Here is an 18,297-nt window from a genome sequence, read left to right as displayed (position 1 = left end):
ACCTTTGAAGGTTTAATTTAAGTTTATACAAGCAGCAGATCATGCGTTTTGAGATCCCTTTTCATGGTCATGAAAACATAAGATCACTTCATCCAAAAACAATTGAGATAACAACCGAGTCGCATCTTACTGTAAATGGAGATTGCATCATTGGAGTAGGGGCAAGTTCCGGATGCAGTGACTTGCCAGAGAAAATGAAAATGCTTTTGCAAAATTCAAAATCTACTGTCAACTGTACCATTTTGGTAAAAGACTTTACATTCAAAGTAAAAGGTAATGGAAGCGATAAGCTGACACTTACAAATCCACATGACATCGTAATTAGAAAAAGCTCCTTTACCTGTCCTAGAACAATGGCCACCAACTGCGATGCTGCATCAGATGCCATCCCAAGAAAGATGATAAAGATATTGCAAAATCCCGACACTACAGGAATCTTTGCAATAGAGGTTACCTGATTATTTTTGAATCATGGAACCGTTGTCTTCAAACACTTTTGCCATTGCCCGATTTACAATCTCGACTAGAAGATATTCTTCATAGTTTGACTCGGGATTATTTTTTGAGCTTTTTTTCTTCATTTTTGAACCCGCTGTCTGGGCAATGTTTTTGATTACTTTTTCTAGCTTGACAGATGCGTCAACAATTGTTTTAGAAAAGTCGTTTTCAAAATTTGGCGGAAGCTTGTGGCCTAGAACCCTTACCGAGGTTCCATAGTATTTCAAAACTGCGCCGCGAACTTCTTCCATCTTTACAATTTCAACCAAGCCTGCATCTTTTAGCACGTCCAGGTGATGCCTTATTGTGGTGGTTGCTTTTTTGCACCCTTCCTTGTGAAGTTCCACAACAATCTGATCTGTTGATAATTGCTTGTGGTACAATATTTGCAGAATCCTAACCCTGGCGTCGTCATCAAGTGCTTTTGCTTGGGAAGCACTTGTGGCAAGTATTTTGTTTATTTTGATTTCTTTTTGTAGTAGAGTTGACATTTCCTAATTTCAGTTTTAATACAACCTAAAAGATCCCAAGATCATATTTTTTTGTCCATTACGTGATTTTTTTTCACGTTACAATTATCGTAAAAAAGATTCTAATTTTTTCCTTACAATATGATATACATAATTGCATAATCACTTCACTTGTACCATTATAATGCATATACCACCATTACTAGATACATGGTAATATTACCAGAAAATCAAAATTAGAAAATTTTTTTGGATTTTTTGGGAAAAAGGTTCCCTCGGGGTAGAAAATACGGCATGGACTGGCAGGATTTGCGTTAGGGCCTAAAACAAAATTCGAGTCAAAGACGAGTTCCAGTAATGCGCTCGTATGAAGTCAAGTATCTTGATGACATTTCGTTGCACAGATCCTGTGGAAGCTCTGGTGCAACAGGGTCAAGTCCCTGCTTTCTTTCATCTTCAAACTTTTTTTGCAGGCCGCGAGCTGCAAGCCAGTCACGTAACAGTTGCTTGTCGTAGCTTTCCTGTATCTTTCCTACTTGGTATGACTCTTTGGGCCACATCCTGTATTCGTCAGGACCAATAGAATCACCCAGAATAATCTCGTCACCTATTTTTCCAAACTCTAGTTTGAGGTCTGCAAGTATGAATCCGGCCTTTTCTGCTATCTGTGACATGTTTTGGTAGATTCCAAGCGATGTCTTTTCCAGCCAGTCATAATCTGCAGCGCTTGCAAGGTTTCGCTCCAATGCAGCTTCCCTAGTGATTGGAATGTCATGAGTTTCAGATTTTGTGGTAGGATCAAAGATTGGTGTTGGAAACTTTGCTGCAATTTGGGTATTGGTACCTTCTGGAATTTTTACTTCTCCTTCTTTCCACCTTTGGATGAGGCTGCCGTAAAAATATCCCCGCACGACGCACTCGATTGGAATTATATCCATTTTTTTAACTATTATCTTGTCCTTTGCCTCGGTCCTGACATAATGATTCTTTGTAGGCAAATTTTTGAACCAAAACTCGGCAAACTTGCACAAGACCTCACCCTTTCGAGGTATTGGCGATGGGAACTTGACATCAAATGCAGAAACCCGGTCTGAGAAATGAAATAAAACGTGCTTGTCGTCTAGTTCGTATATATCCTTGACCTTGCCTGAGCGTAAAAACCTCAATCAGGCGTCATTGAACTGGCTTGGATTTAAACTGATATACTTTTTGACTTGTTTCCAGACTGTCATACTTGGTAGCATGGCAATGGTACTTTGAATTAGTGTTTCAAATCTCTTGAAGGAATTTGTTACTCGGTTTAGTTTCCCACTTGAACACAAACAAATTTTTTCAAATAATGTTAATTCTTCTTTCTCTTTGGAGTCCATCTTTTCATGGCAAGTGAGCTCATGGTAACAGAAACCGAACTTGCAGCCATCGCGATTCCAGCAAGTGCAGGATACAGAAATCCCATAGCAGCTACAGGAATCAAGATCGCGTTGTACATGAAAGCATAAGTCAGGTTCTGTTTTATCTTTCCTACAGTCTTCTTTGCAATCTCGATTGCAGTAACAACATCACGAATGTCGTCTCTGACAAGAATCACTTTACCAGCCTCTATTGCAATGTCCGTGCCAGATCCTACCGCTATCCCTACGTCGGCTACAGTAAGAGCCGGTGCATCATTTATTCCGTCTCCAATCATGGCTACCTTCTTGCCTTCATTTTGGATCTTTCTTACCACATCTACTTTTCCTGACGGCAAGATGTCTGCAAAGATCCTCTCTATGCCTACCATCTGGGCAACTTTGTTTGCAGTCTTTTCATTGTCTCCTGTAAGCATTACAGGTTCTATCTTCATTGATTTCAAAATAGAGATAGCCTCCTTTGCTCCTTGCTTTGGAATATCAAGTAGTCCTATGATTCCAAGAACCACATCACCCACAGAAACTATCACTGCTGTTTTTCCTCTTCCTGTAGTTTCCCAATTATTTGATTGGAATACGATATGTCTACTTTCTGGTTTTGCATGAATGCTGGACTGCCAACCTTCAAACGCAAGTTGTTGTAGGTAGCTATCACGCCAAGTCCTGCAACCGCTTCAAAGTATGATGCATCATCTATTTTCATTCCTTGATCTTGCACATGTGCAACAATTGCCTTTGCTAACGGATGCTCAGAGCCTTTCTCTGCAATAGCTGCAAGGGTTAGTGTAGTTTCATTTTTGTCAGAACTGATTGCAGGAACGACCATGGCCAATTTTTTTATCTCGACCACATCTGTCACCTGAGGCTTTCCTTGTGTTAGAGTTCCTGTCTTGTCAAAGATTGCCACCGAGATTTTATTTAGCATCTCCATCGCCTCTCCTCCTCTAAATATCACACCATTTGATGCACCCTTGCTCATACCAACCATGATTGCAGTAGGAGTAGCAAGGCCTAGTGCACATGGACATGCAACAACGAGCACAGCAACTGCTGGAATTATTGCAGCACCAGCAACGCCGTGTGTTACTGCAAAATACCAGACAATGAAAGTAGATAGAGCGACAACCATTACCGCGTATGCAAAGTATCCTGCAACCCTGTCAACCAATTTTTGCATGAGAGGCTTTCTGCCCATTGCTTCTTCCACAAGTTTTACTACCTGCGAGAGAAACGAGTCAGAGCCAACTTTGGTTGCTTTTACAACAAGCATTCCTTCTCTGTTGATTGTCCCACCTATCGCACTGTCTCCAATCTTTTTTGTTACAGGAACAGACTCGCCAGTTATCATGGATTCGTCTACTGCCGAGATACCAAATACCACCGAGGAATCGACCGGAATCTTCTCTCCTGGCCTGACTACTAGAATATCTCCAGGCTGGATAAGTTCCACCGCTATCTCAACCTCTTTGCCATCTTTCTTTCTTATTCTAGCAGTCTTGGGCTGGAGCTCAAGCATCTTCCTGATTATGGAGCTGGTCCTGCCCTTGGTTTTTAGCTCCATGTACTTGCCTAGAATTATGAATGTGATGACAACTGCTGCTGCGTCGTAATACATGGCATGCCAGTTGGGAACCGGAAATGTATTGAATGCACTAAAGAAATAGGCGGTGGTCGTACCAAGCACAACCAGGGTATCCATGTTTGCAGACCTCATCTTTGCAATTCGAAACGCGCCAGTGTAGAACCTGCTTCCAGTCACAAACTGAACGGCTGACGCAAATACAAACATCGTATATGCCGCAATGTTTGTTCCTGATATAGCCAAAAATTTGAAAACTTCAGGATAGCTGAATAAAATAACAGGAACAGTAAAAATAATTCCAACTATGAACAGGTGTTTGAGTTTTCTTGCTTCCATGTCCTGTGTTGATATCCCTAGATCTTCGCTTAGAATGCCATATCCGAGCTCTGTGATCTTCTTTCTGATGTCTGCAAGCGACAGGAGGGCTGAGTTGTATTCTATATTAATTTGTGAATTCCCATAATTGACGGACGCTAACTTGATGCCATTAATTTGTCGCAGTTTCTGCTCAAGTCTCTCCGAATCAGTAGAATCAGAAATTCCGCTAATCTTCAAAGATAGTTTTTCGTAAACTACCCTGTAACCTATTTCCTCGATTGCCTTTTCAATAGAATCAAGTTTAACTTTTGTTTGATCAAATTCTAATGTAGCCTTTTCAGTAGCCAGGTTGACCTCTACCTTGTTTACTCCCGGAACATCTGAAATGCATTTCTGGATGGTGCTGACACATCCAGCGCAGTGCATTCCGCCTATTTTCAATACCGTTCGCCTGATTTTCTCTTCTTGCTTGGCTACCTCAACCGTCATAGTATATCATGATATATTACGCGCGCCATTTACTTAACTATGGAACTTTACAATTGTAAAGTGTACAAGATATACATGCATGAGATGTAATCACTGTCATGCCACTCAAGTTAGATGAGATAGATATTGCACTGTTGGAATCTCTTATCAAGGATGGCAGAAAATCTTTCAGACAGATAGCCAGAGAGATCAACGTAAGCACCCCTACAGTCAAGACACGCTATGAGAGATTGGTTAACGTAGGTCTGATAAAGGCAGTCTTGCCTGACATTGATTTGGGAAAACTTGAGACGAAAACGAGCGTCATACTAGACCACATTCGTGAGAAGGCGCTCAAAGGCCATCCAATAAAACTTGACAAGGGAACACTTGTGAAATTGTCATGTGATTATTGCAAGGGACCTGTTCATGGAAAACCAAGCATTCTAAGATTTGCAAATGCGGAGAGATTTTTTTGTTGCACGTCATGCAAATCACTGTACAAAGAAAAATACAAGGGCAGAATTGAGGCGCTCGAGTAGCAAAATAGCCTTTACAGAAAAGCCAGATCATAAAACTGTAATTCTTTGCAGGTATTATTAATGTGAAAAAATATCGTTGTTCATGAATGAAGGCTTGGTCTAAGTTTGATTCATCTTTTCATTAACTTAGCCCTTTAGGATTTGTACTTACAACGGACGAAGTCTTGTAAGATATTTAACTAGTTCATTAAGAAAGAACGCCCAGCCTTCGGAATGATCTTTGACTTGGTCCTTGCTTGTAAATCCTGTATGAGTTAGGGTCAATCTAGTCTTGTTCTTGCTTATTTCTTCCAATTCCCATGTTACTATAGTTTCAGGAAAGTCTGGCACATCCATGTGCTGCCAGGTATAGACAAGTTTTTTGTTCTTGACAAATTCCAAAACCCTTCCTTCATTAGTTTTATCATGATCTCTTGCACATGCGTAATCCTCTTTGAATCCTTGTAATATGTGAATCTAGTTTTCCCTCCAACTTTGGGTTCTAATATTGCCGCATCCGGGAAACCAGTTGGTCAATTCACTAGGATCCGAAATAGCCTTGAATACAACTTCCGGAGAGGCATCAATTTCAATTGATTTCGCTGATTTCTAGATCACTCATGTCCTTTTTTCCTTTCCTTGTTCTCGAGGTATTCTTTAAGCGAGTTTAGGTTGTACCCCCACATCTTTTCAAAGAAATTTACAACCTCAAGAGATTTTTTTTCATTTAATGAATAGTATCGGTTCTTGCCCAGTTTTTCCTCAGTAACCAAGTCTGCGCTCTTCAATATGCGTAGGTGACTTGACAAGGCAGGAGCCGTAAAATGAAAGTGTTCGGTCATCTCACTTGGAGTCATCTTCCTTTTTCGAAGCAGCATCAGTATCTCGCGCCTGCTGTCATCTGCAACTGCTTTCCAGACGGATTCCATGTTAATATAATAATTAAACAATTATTTAATTGTTTAGTTTACAGGTATTGTTTTGTCTTCCAAACATCCACCAAATAATTTGAAAAACCAATTTAAAGATCGCGATCTGAGACCTGTAGGACCCAGTTCTGTTTTGGTACAATTTCAAGGTCCATTAGGGGATTTGTCTAGTTAGTTTAGTTCCCTCACTTTTTATTAGAAAAACCATGCCTACGGATTAAGTTTAGCGTTAATTTTGGATAAAATCCGTTCTGCCCATTTTATTGCCTCGTTAGCATCTTTTTCAGTCATAAAGTCAGGTTGATACTCAGAAGTATTCTTCATATTTATTAGAGACATAAACTGTTTTCTAATCTCATCATATTCAGGAGCTGGGAGTATCCCTTTAACAAGTGAGAGTACTTCAGTGTGATCGTCGGTTCCGCGTTTGCCTTTAAATTTTGTAGTTAATGCGTCAAGGGAGTTTATGCCGCTATGAACTGCGTTGATTACTGCACTATTATACCTCTTATTTTTTGATGATTCAATAGCAGTTGTCAGCGCCTCTTTAGCTTTTGTGACATAGTTAGATGCTTTTGAAGGATCTACAGGTTTTGCCATTTACAAAGTTTCAATACTGAAACCACATATTAGAATATGATTATCGATGATTGATCGTATCAGAGATCCTTTTTGTTTAGCTTTGAATTCCTTTTTGGTAAACACTACTGGAGATATACTACCATGGAATATTGAGAATATTTGTTCTGCTACTTCAGATATTTGTTTGATGGCATATCCATGATCATTTGAAACTACTAGAAGATCTATGTCACTGTCTATCTTTTCTTGCCCCTTTACAACACTTCCGAAAATTGCCGCAGAGAAAATCTTAGTTGTATCAAGATATTTCTTTAATAGTTCAAGCATCTCAAACATGGTGTTTTTTTCTGATTCGATCATTGGTTCTATTATTTTATCTAGAATGTAGCTTTTCTTGTTTAATTCTAATTGATATGCCCTTCCCACTGGTTGAATTTTTACGATGCCAAATCTTTCAAGATCATGAATAGTGAGGGCTGCCTCATTTGGTGTGACTTTGGCTTCTTCTGCTAATCCTCTTATAGTAAAGATCTTGCCTTGGTAATTTATCATAGTACGAAGCAAGATGATACTTGCCTTGTTTCCTAGTACATCTTCCAGGTATCTATGCAATAACATAATGTCCTATATTTAGGACATATGTCCTACATTTAAGACATATGTCTTATTTTTAGGACATGAGTATTTAAAATAATTAAACCCATTAGGGAAATCGTCTTCATCAGTTCGATTCCCCCATATCTAGAATCTTACAAGGTTCAAAATAACGCTAGACAGACATGGTCATGCACGGTCTTGAATGTAGATTACTTTTTGCCCTGGTCAGGAATCACAGGCAATGTGGTCGTTGAAACCACGTTGCGTATTTGGACGAATGTCTTTTGTGATTATTTTTTCAATTTGTGTCCTAGTTGAAACCTGGACTTTGACAAAAATATCATACTGTCCATATGTACCTGTTACTTCCTTTACTCCATCAATCTTTAGAATTTCATTTAGCACATCCATTTCATGGCCCATCTTGCTTTTTACAAGGACAAATGCTAATTCCAATTTTACTCTCCCTTGATTTCTGCTCTGCTCTTAAATGTCGGCTTTATTCCAAGTGTAGAATAATCTCCCGAATAGCATGTAAAGCACATGGAATTGTAATCCATTCCCACGGCATTTGCAAGATTCTGGGCGTCGTTGTAGCCAAGAAAGTCTGCACCGATTAGCTGTCTGACTTTTTCTGTAATTTCGTCTTCGGTGTAATTTTTGTCATCTCCCATAAATGTGACCAGCTCATCCTGTGACGGAAAGTCAATTCCTGCATAGCATGGATATTTTATTTGTGGAAAAGTAATTACCATGCTAATCTTTCTTGCACCAGCTCTGCGTAAGGCCTTGATGATTGCCTTTGAGCTTGTTCCCCTTACAAGACTGTCATCGACTACCACGACATGTTTGCCGCTGATTACCTGTGTGATTGGAATAATCCAGCGATTGATTTCAACTCTGTCGCTTTGATGCGGTTCAATGAAACTGCGCAGTGGTCCCTTTCTGCTGTACCTGTCCTTGAGCAATCCTTCTTCAAATGGGATTCCAAGCTCTTGCGCATATCCTAGTGCGGCAGGTCTTGCAGAATCTGGAACTGGAACGACAATATCTGCATCCTTGATTGGATACTTTCTTGCCAGAAATTGCCCGATTCTCTTTCTGACCACATAGATGTTGGAACTTTCCATAACACTTGACGGATGTGCAAAATAGGTAAACTCAAAAGAACAGTGAGCGGGTTTTTTTTCTTCAGAGAACATTTCATATTCCAGTCCTGCGTTGCTGATTTTTACAAGCTCGCCTGGTTTTACGTCTCTGACAAGCTGTGCCCCCACCGCAGATAGCGCAACTGATTCGGATGCCACAATGTAAGAGTTGTTGTCTTTTCTATATCCAATAACCATCGGCCGAAATCCTCTGGGATCACGTGCTGCATATACTGCATTATCATCAGAAACAAAGGTAAAACAAAACGAGCCTATCATCTCGTTTTTCAAAATTGATAGCGCGTTGCCGAGTTTTCCATTCTCAGACATGAGTGAGACTAGTCGTTGTGCTGCAACAAGCGTATCACTTGCGTTTTGTGGCGTAAATGTGCATCCGCCAACCATGCCTGCCAGCTCTTCAACATTTGATATGGTTCCATTATGGGCAATGCACAGGTCCTTTACTTTAAGCGGCTGGGCATTTTCCAGGTTGCTTTTGCCTATTGTAGAATACCTGACGTGCCCAATTGCTGCAGGTGAGGCATAATCACGGGTTATCTTGTCAAACTCTGATACTGCAGAGGAGACAAGGCCAAGCTGCTTGTATGGCTGTTTTTTTGGAACTGCAACACCCCAGGCCTCTTGGCCCCTGTGTTGGAGTGCGCGTAGTGCATCAATGACCATCGGGATGACATTTGCGCCATCCAAGCTAAAAATTCCAACTACGCCGCAGTTTTCTTTAACCATGACTGACCAATGCCCCCAATGAGTTTAACCATTTTTCTTGTGCCTTATCAACCATTACACTTGCAACTGGCTTGGTTTTGTTCTTGAATATGATACTGCGACCTGCAAATTTTCCTATGATCTCATTTTGGACACCTCTTTTTTCAAGCAAAGATTTTACTTTTTTTATCTTGGAGGGCTCTACTGTTAGCAAGAACCTGGAATGCGATTCTGAAAAGAGCAACTCGTCAGGGCTGAGTTTCTCTGACGGGACTTTATCCAAAAATACGTGACAGCCTATTTCATTTGTGATGCAGAGCTCAGACATTGCCACCCCGATTCCGCCTTTAGAGCAGTCGTGTACTGCCTTTACCAGGTCTTGGTGTATCACATCCAAGACTGCCGCTTGGTTTTCCTTGGACGATTCCATATCAACTGCCGGGCATTTTCCACCTATGATACCATGAACATATTCGTAATATTCCGAGCCGCCAAGCTCGTCCTTTGTCGTGCCAACTAGAACAACCAGGTCTCCTGTTTTGGCTTTTTGAGGCATCAATGGTTTTCCTCAATTAGGCCAAGCACCCCTATCAATGGGGTCGGCTTGATTGGGCCATCATCGGTTTCGTTGTACAGACTTACCTTTCCTCCAACACATGGAATCTCAAAATATTTGGCGTACTCTGTTATTCCCTCAACTGATTCTTTGAATGTCCAAAAGATTTCAGGGTCTTCAGGATTTCCAAACTGCAGGTGGTCTACCATTCCTATCGGGGTTGCACCTGTGCAGATTATGTTTCTGCATGCCTCATCAAAGCAGCCAATCACTCCCTGTCTTGGGTCAACGTAGCAGTGCTTTGAGTTGCCATCTATCTTAATTGAGAGAAATTTTCCGTTGTCAAGTCTTAAAACCGACGCGTCCCTTCCAGGTTTGATTACAGTACGAATGCCAACTTCGTGGTCATATTGCGTATACACCCAGTGCTTGCTTGCAATGTTTGGGTTTGACAGCATTGTAAGAATTGTCTGCGATAAATTTTTTGGAGTCTTTGGTTTTTTGATCAAAGTTAATTTCTTTAGGTATTTTGGGATACTTGACGGCCTGTCAAGCAGCGGAGCATTGGCAACAACATCGCTTGGCAATTTGGCAACCATTTGTTTTTCTGATTTTACCTCCATCATGGAACCATCGATTACTTTACCCACAACAGAATATGAGACACGGAATTTTTCACATATTTCTTTTAGAGTATCAAGTTTTTGAGGAGATGTTATCACAAGCATTCGCTCTTGAGATTCAGAGACCATCAGTTCTGTAGGAGACATGTTCTGCTCCCTTTTGTGAATCATGGCAACATCAAGTTCTATGCCAACTGATAACGCATCTGCTGTTTCTGATATGGCACAAGAAAGCCCCCCACCTCCCAAGTCTTTCATTGCCTTGATGCAGTGTTGGTTTCTTGCCTCCAGTATTACTTCGATTACTAGTTTTTCAATGAACGGGTCTGGGATTTGCACGGCAGAGCGGTTCTCAGACTCTAGCTTGTCAGATGCAAACTGTGAGCCTCCTATACCGTCTCTGCCAGTAGATCCTCCGATCAGTACCAAAGCGTCTCCCTTGTCTGCCCTATTTTGTATCAGCCGCTCTTTTCTTCCAAATCCAACAGAGGCGACATCGACTAGCGCATAATTTGTAAAACACTTGTCAAACTCTATTTCACCGCCAATAGTTGGTATCCCTAAACAATTTCCATAATCGGCAATTCCCCTTACTGCATTTTTAAAAAGCCATCTTGCATGAGTGTCATTTTCAATATCTCCAAACCTAAGCCCGTCCAAGATTGCAATCGGTCTTGTGCCGGCTGACAAGATATCGCGTATTACACCGCCTACCCCCGTTGCCGCGCCTCCATAGGGTTCCACTGCAGAGGGATGATTGTGACTCTCAATGTGTACTGTGACAACATATCCATCTCCCACATCTAGCACTCCAGAATCATATCCTGGGCCTGAGATTACCCTTGCTCCCTTGCGTGGAAGAATCTTGAGGTATTTTTTTGATGACTTGTAGGAGCAGTGCTCAGACCATTCTGCTGCGACTATTTGCAGCTCAAGGGGATTTGGTTTTCTGCCTATCTTTTTTTCAAGATACTCGGACTCTTGCGGAGTAAGGCTCATGCAGTAACACCCAATGTGTTCAACAATGATTCAAAGATTAGCGAAGCAGGTTTTGCATCTTTGGGGTTTAGGATCTGCTCGGCGGATCTTTCAGGATGCGGCATCATGCCTACAACATTTCCTTCCTTGTTGCATATGCTTGCAATATTCAGTGCGGCCCCGTTTACATCATCAGTATAAGTGAAGACAATCTGGTTATTTTTCTTCAGCAGGTGTAGCGTTTCCTTGTCTGCATAGTAGCGCCCTTCGCCGTTTGCCATTGCAATTGGAATTCGTTGTCCCAGTTTGAGTTTATTTGTAAATGGCGTCTTGTTATTTTTAACTATAATCTCTGTCCATTTGCAGATGTAGCTAAGCGACGTATTCTTTAACAGTGCACCAGGCAAAAGACCGCATTCTACCAATATTTGAAACCCATTGCAGACCCCTAGAATTGGCATGCCTTTTTCTGCCATCTTTTTTACTTCTGCTATAACCGGACTGTGGGCTGCAATCACCCCTGCTCTGAGCCTATCACCGTAAGAGAAACCTCCAGGCAATACAATTGCGTCAATGTTTTTGGGTAACGCATCAGTGTGCCATACAAGTTGGGATTCAACATTGAATACATCAGTTAGGACATGGTGCATGTCGCGATCGCAATTACTGCCAGGAAAAACGATTACTGCAACCCTCACACACACCCTTAGTTGCCAGCAATATTAAATCGAATCGCACAGAAACATCATTTGACCAAAAGATTTTGTGATACATTTATCAGAAAATCTGATCGCTTTTTGCCCACAACACAAATCAAGAACCTGAAAAATTGTTGGAATGTTTTACCTGATACAATTTATTATGCAGCCAACTTCTTGTAGAAGATGCTAAGGCTGATAGGCAGACCTGCTCCTGTAACTACTGCATTAATTGTCATAAATTCCTTGATCTTTGCATACGGCATGCTCAGCCATACCCAGTCGCAGATAATCATGCATTATGGATTTGTTCCAGATGAGCTGTTCCGTGACAGCAATGCGCCGCTCTCTGACAGCCTCACAAGATTGTTTGCGTCAATGTTTGTCCACGCAAACATTACACATATCGCGTTCAACCTCTTTGCACTGGCCTACATGGGAGGCTCTGCTGAAAGATCAATTGGAGTTCCTCGATTCATTGCGCTCTACATCTTGGCAGGGCTTGGGGAGCACTGCTTTACGGAGCTGTTGCGTCATACATACTGCTAAATGGCGACAGCCTTTTGATTGGCGCATCAGGCGCAATCTCTGGGGTTTTGGGAATATCTGCTGCAATGGGCGACATACGAGGATACTATTGGCTTGCCATCCAGGTTTTGTTTGCATTCATAGGCACATTTGCAGCAATCACAATAGCATTCATGGCGCACGTTGGAGGATTTCTCACGGCATTAGTTGTGACAAAGGCCATGATAGAGCATGAGCGCAAGAAAAGAAGATGGTATTCTGATACTTTTTCTACGTAAATCATTCTTCCATGCTTTGGACCAAAGATTACACCGCCAGTTGAGATCATGCAACTAGAGCAATAGGAAACTGCAAAGCACAACTTGGTAGGAATGTATGGCTTTGCAGTCTCTTGTGGAAAACTATACTGCTAACATAGTTAAGAGGGGCGTATACGAAGCAAGTAACTGCAAACTGTATCCCAAGGCAGTGCTTTGCAAAAAATATAATTTGTTTTGATTTTGATAATAATTTATTGATTTTGTAGCTAAACTTCAACAAATCGTTTTTATTCCAATGCTCTTTGGTACTGGCTATGGGTTTAGTTCGCGACATAATGATCAACAATGTCATTACGATCGAACATGACAAGACTGCAAAAGATGTTGCAGTGCTAATGGCAGAAAAAGGCATCAGCTCACTTGTAGTAGTAAAGGAAGGAACCCCCATAGGATTGGTAACAGAAAGAGATCTTTCACACAAGGTTTCAACTACAGACAAAAAAAGTTCGGATGTTCCAATCTCAGAGATAATGTCTCCAAACTTTAGATGGGTAGAACCAATGACTCCCATCGAGGACGCCGTGCAGAGGATGATAAACAAGAACATACGAAGGCTGCTTGTTTTGGCAGACGGCAAGTTGGTAGGCATCATAACAGAGACAGACTTGGCAAAATATCTTCGCAGCAAACTGCTCATAGATGGGGCCATGGAAGACGTCAGTGCGCTGAACAGAAAAGTCGTAAAAAGCAGTTAGGCGTTTAGAGTCTCAACTGAGACCTTGCTTACTAGAGGATTGTATATTCTAAATTCGTTGCACAGATCCATGACAGTCTTTTCGGCAAGAGCCTTGTCCTTTGCCTCTATCTGAAACCTTAGCATCTTGGCAGAGCGAATCTTCTTGACAGATGTTTTTTTGTCTTTTAGTATGAGGTCGTTTAGAATGGTATTTCCTTCCGGGTCGACGATTTCAGGTTTATTCTCGATTATCACGTTGACCAAAAATGCAGGCATGAAATCCGTCAAGAGATAATTAATTAAAGGTGCTGTCAAGTCGATTGGAGGCAATCCCCTCTTGTGACTTACAATACAAATAAGCCTTGACTAGAGGGATTGTCGTGGTATCTATTTTTGATCCTACAGAATACAAGATCAATTCAAAGGCCAACTGGAACGTTGTAGCTCCAGATTACCATTACAACTGGGCAAACAAACATGAAGGCCCGTTCAAGTCTACAGTACAGGTTGTCAGCCTTGCAGAGATAAACCCGTCAGACAAGGTGCTAGACATTGCATGTGGGACAGGTGCTGTGTCGTCTGAGATATTTTCTCGCCTTGGCAAGACAGGCCTGCTGGTTGGAATAGACATGTCAAGGACTGCCCTGACTATTGCAAAAGATACCACACATGGACCTAACGTGAATTTTTTTGAGATGGATGCTGAAAATCTTGGATTTGACTTTTTGTTTGATAAAATATTATGCCAGTATGGGCTCATGTTTTTTCCAGATACTGCAAAAGTACTGAAAACGCTTAGAAAAATTTTAAGAGCATGGTGGAAAAATTGTTTTTGCAGTTCATGGAGTGGCAGAAGAGGTGCCATATTTTAGCAGCATAATGTCTTCCATTTTAAAATACATTCCAGACATTAGACCAAAAGGTGCACCCACCGTACACAGGTTTGGCAACAGCGACGACTTGAAAAAAGAACTTGAAAATGCAGGATTTTCTGAGGTATCCATAACAAAACATGTCTTCAGCTATGAAGCTGGAACTTTTGACGAATACTGGCATGACTATATGCACTCTACTGCAAATGCCATCAGGCCTAGAATTGAGAGCATGGGAGAAGATATTGCAGACAAGATAAAAAATGATTCACGATATAATGCAGAGCGCTACATAAAAGATGGAAAGATAGTTTTTCCATGGACTGTGCTTACAGCTTCTGCTTACAATATATCATAAATCATCTATGAAATTTTTACTGCGTGTGTCTTAAAATCAGAATCATACCAAATGGTTTTTGCTTCCTTTCTCTTGTCTGAAAATGCGTTAAATGCAACATGCCCAAAATTTTTGTTTGCCACTGCGCCATGCCAGTGAAGCGTATTTTTTGGAATGCGTACCATATCGCCCACCTTCAAGGCAAGTTTTGCATCGTGTTTGATTTTGACATTTTTTCCTTGAATTGTTCCCTTGAACAAGACCAGAACGCCCGTTCCCTTGGTCACTATCAGCGTTTGTTCCCCCTCATGATAGTGAACTTTGGTTCTTGCACCATTTTTGAAGGCTGCATAGTATACTTTTTGATCCGTGACGCCTATGTTTTTTGATATATCGTGTAAAACGACATTGCCAAGAAAATATCTTCTTTTTGAGGCCAGAAGAGACTTGTCAGACCTTATCTTGTTGAAATTTTCTTTTTTCATTTTTTTGATTTGGGATTTTATTATAATTAGCCGTTTCCTTTTGATTGTGCTGCAATTACTTGCAGCTCAAAATAATTTTTTATAGAATACATTCCAAGACAACTTTGGATGTAGCATCCCCCAAAGATTGACAGGACTTGTCGTCTTTGCTTGCGCAATAACATTTTAAACCACCCTCCAGATGCCATTACCTAGCGCCAATGTAGCTCAGCCTGGCTAGAGCATCTGACTTGTAATCAGAAGGTCGGGGGTCCAAATCCCCTCATTGGCTTTATTTTATCTTGATTTTCAGTCGGCATGAACTCTTAAAGCGTAAAAGATCGACGCGGTTAATAGCAATCAAGTCTAAAATACTGTCAAAATGATAGCGCATAACGATTTTAACAAAATTTGTGATAAAATAATGGGAATTGATACAAGGATAAGATTTGTCGGCATGATTGACCAGGACGGCAAATTGGTGGGAGGTGGAATGAGGAGTGGTATCAAGCCCATGGGAGACAAAAAAGATGACGAATCGCTCTACTGCGGCATTGTCACAAGAGCCAAGATGCGACAGGGATTTGACAGTGTGCTAGGACGGGTTTCTTTTGCCATGTCATATAGGGAAAAAGTTGTGATCATGAGTTTTCCAGTCAAGGATAATTTGCTTCTCTTGTCCGCAGAAAAAGAAATTGACTTGTCTGCAACACCGTTCAAGGTACTAGAGCTACTGCGCCACTGATTGCCTGCAGTTTAGAGGATTGCTCTATATTTTAGAAGAGTGTTTATTTTCGATTCCTAGTTCGTTGCATAGGATAGACAAAGTTAAGTAATTTAGAGATTTGAGTAAAGTATGGAGAGAGGGTTTGTCTTGATTAATTGCGATATTGGTGCAGAAGAGTATGTGATAGAGGAGCTAAAGCTCCTGTCCCAAGTCAAAAGCGCTTATGTGACTTTTGGCGCGTACGACGTGATAGCAGAGCTGCAGGCCCCAAGCCCAGAGGAATTTGATCAGACAGTATCTCGCAAGATTAGAAACATTTCAAGAGTTGAAAGCACCATGACTCTCAAAGTGACAACTTCAGGGTAGAATTTCAGATATTTTCTGTTTCAGATAGCTTTAAAAAAACGCTAAACTTGCTGATAACTACTTGGAAAAAATTGATTACGAAGGTACAGTTTGGGCCATAAATCACGGTCTTCCCCAGCCATTGCTTGATCACTGCGTCAAAAAGCTAATGGATCATGGAATAAAAAAAGAAGACATCAATTCACAGATGCCCCCACCGATGTTAAAGTTGGAACTGGTAGTGGTAGATGTTTGGCCATACCATCTTGAAATAGGGCGCGTAAGAACCACAAGAAACGATTCATACATCAGCGGCAGCGTAATGATAATTGAGCTAAAAGCTGACCCAGAAGGAAATTACATAGACTAGACAGATCAGAAATGCAGCAAACGATTTATTTCACATGACAATCTAGCCGATTTGTGAAGAAACCGCCAAAGCCTCCCAATCCCAAAAGGCGTTTACACATTGCAATCATAATAGGAGTCGTCATAATAGCTGCAGTAGTTGCTGTCAATTATTATCTGGACCAGGCCAACATAACAGGACAGAGATTTGGCGACAACTTGGCATCCATCCAGTCTGAGCTAAAAAATCAAACAATCGGTTTTGACGCCAATCTCACAATGTATGAGAAGGGCCAGATATCAAAGGACCAGATGCTAAACATAACAGATGCACATGTTGCAGCGATGCAAAACATTCTTGCGTCCTATGACAGTTTGAATCCGCCAGAGCCCTTTATTGCCTCACTTCAGCTCTTCAAACTCTCTACACAGACACAACTAGAAAGTGACAACCTCCTAAAAGAATGGATTCAGACAGGAGACAATTCAACTAGGGCAAAATCAGACCAGCTGCTGCAACAATCATTTCAATACGAGATGAGCGCACTCCAGTCTTTTAACAATGCAAAATCAGGCAGCAACTCACAGTAGATCCATCTGCCTGAAGCAAGTCAAGTATTTTTCCAATCTCGTTTTGTACTGCATTTTTTTCAAGCTCAAGCGGAGATGAAAACACCAGATCAAGCGTAATGCTTAGCATGTCATGGTCCGTGTGAGATATCGTAATCTTGTGTTGGCGTATGTGGTTGTTTGTGATAAAATCAGCCCATACCATAATGCGGTTTTTTACATCATCTATCTGTTTTAGCAGATATGCAAAATGCATCTCATGGTCTTCTGAGAAGATTCCAAACTTTACCATTGGAATCATGAGATATCCGCCCTTGACTGTTTCATGTCTTTTGTGCATCTGCTCTATTACTTCGTCTGCCTTGTCTTCAGGATAGATGGCACCATATTCAGGAGCAAAATAACCTGCTACATTTTTTCTTGGTCATATATTTTAAAATAGTATCCTTCTCGCTCTGCTTTCCACATTACACTTACCTAAAAAACTACTTCTTGATTAGGATATGGAAATGGTATTGAGGCATTTTCCACAAAAATAACCCTTACCGGTATTAAACATGGTAGAGTTTTTACACTCTGGGCATTCCCTGTTGATGCGGTTCATTTCAATTGGCATGGATTATCGTTGTTATTTTTCTACAAAAGAAATGAGGTCAAATTATATTTGCAAACTCTCTAAAATTGTACGTTAATTTGCCAGCATTAAACGTTATAAAGAATAAGGCTCAACTCTAGTTTGTGATTTCTGCAGCAACTAGGAGCTTCATTGACAGCCTAGTTGATTATTACATCAGCGAGGCAGCGTCATACAAACACATGGCAAAGGCTTATGCCGATGAGGTAGGAGACGTTTCAGCTGCAGCTTTTGGCATTCATACTTGGCTCAATTTACTCTGCATTTATCCAGTCATATACCAATCAAGCAGCAAAAACCATCTTTGGAAGACATGCAAGAATTCACGCAATTAATCAAAAAAAGAGCTGCCCAGATAAAAAAAAGCGTGCTT

The 18,297-nt window shown here is 41.0% G+C and carries 28 protein-coding genes, 1 tRNA gene and 1 pseudogene; 13 read left to right on the top strand and 17 right to left on the bottom strand.

The features are described 5' to 3' along the window. Positions 1-41 precede the first annotated feature (41 nt). Entirely contained in the window at positions 42-458 is a 417-nt protein-coding gene (locus DYY67_RS01335; protein WP_166390074.1) for a DUF371 domain-containing protein, read from the top strand. Here the strand turns inward: DYY67_RS01335 and DYY67_RS01330 are convergent, their stop codons facing one another. The 4 genes from DYY67_RS01330 to DYY67_RS01315 all read right to left on the bottom strand — a co-directional run bounded on the left by DYY67_RS01330 (position 459) and on the right by DYY67_RS01315 (position 4,766). Continuing rightward, a complete protein-coding gene (locus DYY67_RS01330; RefSeq protein ID WP_166390072.1) occupies positions 459-989 on the bottom strand; it encodes an ArsR/SmtB family transcription factor in 531 nt (176 codons plus the stop codon). 317 nt (positions 990-1,306) lie between these two features. After that, entirely contained in the window at positions 1,307-2,134 is an 828-nt protein-coding gene (purC, locus tag DYY67_RS01325; protein WP_166390070.1) for a phosphoribosylaminoimidazolesuccinocarboxamide synthase, read from the bottom strand. Positions 2,135-2,310: 176 nt separating this feature from the next. Continuing rightward, entirely contained in the window at positions 2,311-2,907 is a 597-nt protein-coding gene (locus DYY67_RS01320) for an HAD-IC family P-type ATPase (RefSeq protein ID WP_166390068.1), read from the bottom strand. After that, on the bottom strand, positions 2,904-4,766 hold the full coding sequence (locus tag DYY67_RS01315) for a heavy metal translocating P-type ATPase (protein ID WP_166390066.1): 1,863 nt from the start codon (positions 4,764-4,766) through the stop codon (positions 2,904-2,906). The genes DYY67_RS01320 and DYY67_RS01315 overlap by 4 nt, the downstream gene beginning before the upstream one ends. A gap of 98 nt (positions 4,767-4,864) precedes the next feature. Between DYY67_RS01315 and DYY67_RS01310 the strand changes: the two genes are divergently transcribed. Further along, the gene (locus DYY67_RS01310) at positions 4,865-5,287 is read left to right on the top strand and encodes an AsnC family transcriptional regulator (RefSeq protein ID WP_166390064.1); all 423 of its coding nucleotides are present in this window, start codon (positions 4,865-4,867) and stop codon (positions 5,285-5,287) included. 147 nt (positions 5,288-5,434) lie between these two features. Here DYY67_RS01310 and DYY67_RS01305 read toward each other — a convergent pair whose 3' ends face one another. The 9 genes and pseudogenes from DYY67_RS01305 to purQ form a co-directional block, all read right to left on the bottom strand. Beyond that, on the bottom strand, positions 5,435-5,737 hold the full coding sequence (locus DYY67_RS01305) for an SRPBCC family protein (RefSeq protein WP_320415907.1): 303 nt from the start codon (positions 5,735-5,737) through the stop codon (positions 5,435-5,437). 6 nt (positions 5,738-5,743) lie between these two features. Continuing rightward, positions 5,744-5,860, bottom strand: coding sequence for an SRPBCC family protein (locus DYY67_RS11800; RefSeq protein WP_445082561.1), 117 nt, complete (start codon positions 5,858-5,860; stop codon positions 5,744-5,746). A 20-nt stretch (positions 5,861-5,880) separates the two neighbouring features. Next, entirely contained in the window at positions 5,881-6,195 is a 315-nt protein-coding gene (locus DYY67_RS01300; RefSeq protein ID WP_166390060.1) for a metalloregulator ArsR/SmtB family transcription factor, read from the bottom strand. Between the two features lie 210 nt (positions 6,196-6,405). Next, positions 6,406-6,795 carry a HEPN domain-containing protein gene (locus tag DYY67_RS01295; RefSeq protein WP_166390058.1) on the bottom strand — a complete coding sequence of 130 codons (390 nt, stop codon included), beginning with the start codon at positions 6,793-6,795 and terminating at the stop codon, positions 6,406-6,408. Then, the gene (locus DYY67_RS01290) at positions 6,796-7,389 is read right to left on the bottom strand and encodes a nucleotidyltransferase domain-containing protein (RefSeq protein WP_166390056.1); all 594 of its coding nucleotides are present in this window, start codon (positions 7,387-7,389) and stop codon (positions 6,796-6,798) included. It abuts the gene before it with no gap. Between the two features lie 210 nt (positions 7,390-7,599). Continuing rightward, complete coding sequence (locus tag DYY67_RS01285) at positions 7,600-7,830, bottom strand: Lrp/AsnC ligand binding domain-containing protein (RefSeq protein ID WP_255492618.1); 231 nt, start codon at positions 7,828-7,830, stop codon at positions 7,600-7,602. A gap of 2 nt (positions 7,831-7,832) precedes the next feature. Further along, positions 7,833-9,269 (bottom strand): amidophosphoribosyltransferase, encoded by a 1,437-nt coding sequence (gene purF / locus DYY67_RS01280; protein WP_166390054.1) that lies wholly within the window; start codon positions 9,267-9,269, stop codon positions 7,833-7,835. Next, positions 9,262-11,426: pseudogene (gene purL / locus DYY67_RS01275) on the bottom strand (phosphoribosylformylglycinamidine synthase subunit PurL). The gene purF and the pseudogene purL overlap by 8 nt, the downstream one beginning before the upstream one ends. Beyond that, positions 11,423-12,103 carry a phosphoribosylformylglycinamidine synthase subunit PurQ gene (gene purQ, locus DYY67_RS01270; RefSeq protein WP_166390052.1) on the bottom strand — a complete coding sequence of 227 codons (681 nt, stop codon included), beginning with the start codon at positions 12,101-12,103 and terminating at the stop codon, positions 11,423-11,425. Before purQ ends, purL begins: the two are co-directional and overlap by 4 nt. Positions 12,104-12,289: 186 nt before the next feature. Between purQ and DYY67_RS01265 the strand changes: the two genes are divergently transcribed. The 3 genes from DYY67_RS01265 (at position 12,290) to DYY67_RS01255 (ending at position 13,646) form a co-directional block, all read left to right on the top strand. Then, positions 12,290-12,652 carry a rhomboid family intramembrane serine protease gene (locus DYY67_RS01265; RefSeq protein WP_166390050.1) on the top strand — a complete coding sequence of 121 codons (363 nt, stop codon included), beginning with the start codon at positions 12,290-12,292 and terminating at the stop codon, positions 12,650-12,652. Between the two features lie 14 nt (positions 12,653-12,666). Beyond that, entirely contained in the window at positions 12,667-12,909 is a 243-nt protein-coding gene (locus DYY67_RS01260) for a rhomboid family intramembrane serine protease (protein ID WP_166390048.1), read from the top strand. Positions 12,910-13,205: 296 nt separating this feature from the next. Beyond that, positions 13,206-13,646, top strand: coding sequence for a CBS domain-containing protein (locus DYY67_RS01255; protein ID WP_166390046.1), 441 nt, complete (start codon positions 13,206-13,208; stop codon positions 13,644-13,646). Here DYY67_RS01255 and purS read toward each other — a convergent pair. Beyond that, entirely contained in the window at positions 13,643-13,903 is a 261-nt protein-coding gene (gene purS, locus DYY67_RS01250; protein ID WP_166390154.1) for a phosphoribosylformylglycinamidine synthase subunit PurS, read from the bottom strand. The genes DYY67_RS01255 and purS overlap by 4 nt on opposite strands. A gap of 86 nt (positions 13,904-13,989) precedes the next feature. Between purS and DYY67_RS01245 the strand changes: the two genes are divergently transcribed. Then, complete coding sequence (locus tag DYY67_RS01245; protein ID WP_166390044.1) at positions 13,990-14,499, top strand: class I SAM-dependent methyltransferase; 510 nt, start codon at positions 13,990-13,992, stop codon at positions 14,497-14,499. Next, a complete protein-coding gene (locus DYY67_RS01240) occupies positions 14,474-14,857 on the top strand; it encodes a hypothetical protein (protein ID WP_166390042.1) in 384 nt (127 codons plus the stop codon). The genes DYY67_RS01245 and DYY67_RS01240 overlap by 26 nt, the downstream gene beginning before the upstream one ends. A 5-nt stretch (positions 14,858-14,862) precedes the next feature. Here the strand turns inward: DYY67_RS01240 and DYY67_RS01235 are convergent, their stop codons facing one another. Next, positions 14,863-15,321 carry a cupin domain-containing protein gene (locus DYY67_RS01235; RefSeq protein WP_166390040.1) on the bottom strand — a complete coding sequence of 153 codons (459 nt, stop codon included), beginning with the start codon at positions 15,319-15,321 and terminating at the stop codon, positions 14,863-14,865. Between the two features lie 26 nt (positions 15,322-15,347). Continuing rightward, positions 15,348-15,509 carry a hypothetical protein gene (locus tag DYY67_RS01230; protein WP_166390038.1) on the bottom strand — a complete coding sequence of 54 codons (162 nt, stop codon included), beginning with the start codon at positions 15,507-15,509 and terminating at the stop codon, positions 15,348-15,350. An 8-nt stretch (positions 15,510-15,517) separates the two neighbouring features. On the opposite strand from DYY67_RS01230, the gene DYY67_RS01225 reads away from it, so the two are divergent. The 5 genes from DYY67_RS01225 to DYY67_RS01205 all read left to right on the top strand — a co-directional run bounded on the left by DYY67_RS01225 (position 15,518) and on the right by DYY67_RS01205 (position 17,311). Next, positions 15,518-15,592: transfer RNA gene (locus tag DYY67_RS01225), tRNA-Thr, on the top strand. Positions 15,593-15,682: 90 nt separating this feature from the next. Beyond that, complete coding sequence (locus tag DYY67_RS01220; protein ID WP_320415894.1) at positions 15,683-16,045, top strand: DUF6659 family protein; 363 nt, start codon at positions 15,683-15,685, stop codon at positions 16,043-16,045. 129 nt (positions 16,046-16,174) lie between these two features. Further along, positions 16,175-16,393 carry an Lrp/AsnC ligand binding domain-containing protein gene (locus DYY67_RS01215; protein ID WP_320415893.1) on the top strand — a complete coding sequence of 73 codons (219 nt, stop codon included), beginning with the start codon at positions 16,175-16,177 and terminating at the stop codon, positions 16,391-16,393. A 61-nt stretch (positions 16,394-16,454) separates the two neighbouring features. After that, the gene (locus DYY67_RS01210) at positions 16,455-16,742 is read left to right on the top strand and encodes a hypothetical protein (RefSeq protein ID WP_166390032.1); all 288 of its coding nucleotides are present in this window, start codon (positions 16,455-16,457) and stop codon (positions 16,740-16,742) included. Positions 16,743-16,795: 53 nt separating this feature from the next. Continuing rightward, positions 16,796-17,311 (top strand): hypothetical protein, encoded by a 516-nt coding sequence (locus tag DYY67_RS01205; RefSeq protein ID WP_166390030.1) that lies wholly within the window; start codon positions 16,796-16,798, stop codon positions 17,309-17,311. Here the strand turns inward: DYY67_RS01205 and DYY67_RS01200 are convergent. After that, positions 17,277-17,630, bottom strand: coding sequence for a hypothetical protein (locus DYY67_RS01200; protein ID WP_166390028.1), 354 nt, complete (start codon positions 17,628-17,630; stop codon positions 17,277-17,279). The two genes, DYY67_RS01205 and DYY67_RS01200, sit on opposite strands and share 35 nt — an antisense overlap. 398 nt (positions 17,631-18,028) lie before the next feature. On the opposite strand from DYY67_RS01200, the gene DYY67_RS01195 reads away from it, so the two are divergent. Continuing rightward, positions 18,029-18,259 carry a hypothetical protein gene (locus tag DYY67_RS01195; protein ID WP_178084785.1) on the top strand — a complete coding sequence of 77 codons (231 nt, stop codon included), beginning with the start codon at positions 18,029-18,031 and terminating at the stop codon, positions 18,257-18,259. Positions 18,260-18,297: the final 38 nt, after the last annotated feature.

The organism is Candidatus Nitrosotalea sp. TS (assembly GCF_011319465.1).
In the GTDB taxonomy this organism is placed as follows: Archaea; Thermoproteota; Nitrososphaeria; order Nitrososphaerales; family Nitrosopumilaceae; genus Nitrosotalea.
The sequence above is the reverse complement of the archived record's forward strand: the minus strand, read 5'-3'. Positions and strand labels throughout refer to the sequence as shown.

Bases quoted from the DNA above. Each gene is read 5' to 3' on its own strand.
- DYY67_RS01335 (WP_166390074.1), top strand. From the start codon at position 42: ATGCGTTTTGAGATCCCTTTTCATGGTCATGAAAACATAAGATCACTT.
- DYY67_RS01330 (WP_166390072.1), bottom strand. From the start codon at position 989: ATGTCAACTCTACTACAAAAAGAAATCAAAATAAACAAAATACTTGCC.
- DYY67_RS01315 (WP_166390066.1), bottom strand. From the start codon at position 4,766: ATGACGGTTGAGGTAGCCAAGCAAGAAGAGAAAATCAGGCGAACGGTA.
- DYY67_RS01310 (WP_166390064.1), top strand. From the start codon at position 4,865: ATGCCACTCAAGTTAGATGAGATAGATATTGCACTGTTGGAATCTCTT.
- DYY67_RS01300 (WP_166390060.1), bottom strand. From the start codon at position 6,195: ATGGAATCCGTCTGGAAAGCAGTTGCAGATGACAGCAGGCGCGAGATA.
- DYY67_RS01295 (WP_166390058.1), bottom strand. From the start codon at position 6,795: ATGGCAAAACCTGTAGATCCTTCAAAAGCATCTAACTATGTCACAAAA.
- purF (WP_166390054.1), bottom strand. From the start codon at position 9,269: ATGGTTAAAGAAAACTGCGGCGTAGTTGGAATTTTTAGCTTGGATGGC.
- DYY67_RS01265 (WP_166390050.1), top strand. From the start codon at position 12,290: ATGCTAAGGCTGATAGGCAGACCTGCTCCTGTAACTACTGCATTAATT.
- DYY67_RS01255 (WP_166390046.1), top strand. From the start codon at position 13,206: ATGGGTTTAGTTCGCGACATAATGATCAACAATGTCATTACGATCGAA.
- purS (WP_166390154.1), bottom strand. From the start codon at position 13,903: ATGCCTGCATTTTTGGTCAACGTGATAATCGAGAATAAACCTGAAATC.
- DYY67_RS01235 (WP_166390040.1), bottom strand. From the start codon at position 15,321: ATGAAAAAAGAAAATTTCAACAAGATAAGGTCTGACAAGTCTCTTCTG.
- DYY67_RS01230 (WP_166390038.1), bottom strand. From the start codon at position 15,509: ATGGCATCTGGAGGGTGGTTTAAAATGTTATTGCGCAAGCAAAGACGA.
- DYY67_RS01220 (WP_320415894.1), top strand. From the start codon at position 15,683: ATGATAGCGCATAACGATTTTAACAAAATTTGTGATAAAATAATGGGA.
- DYY67_RS01200 (WP_166390028.1), bottom strand. From the start codon at position 17,630: ATGCACAAAAGACATGAAACAGTCAAGGGCGGATATCTCATGATTCCA.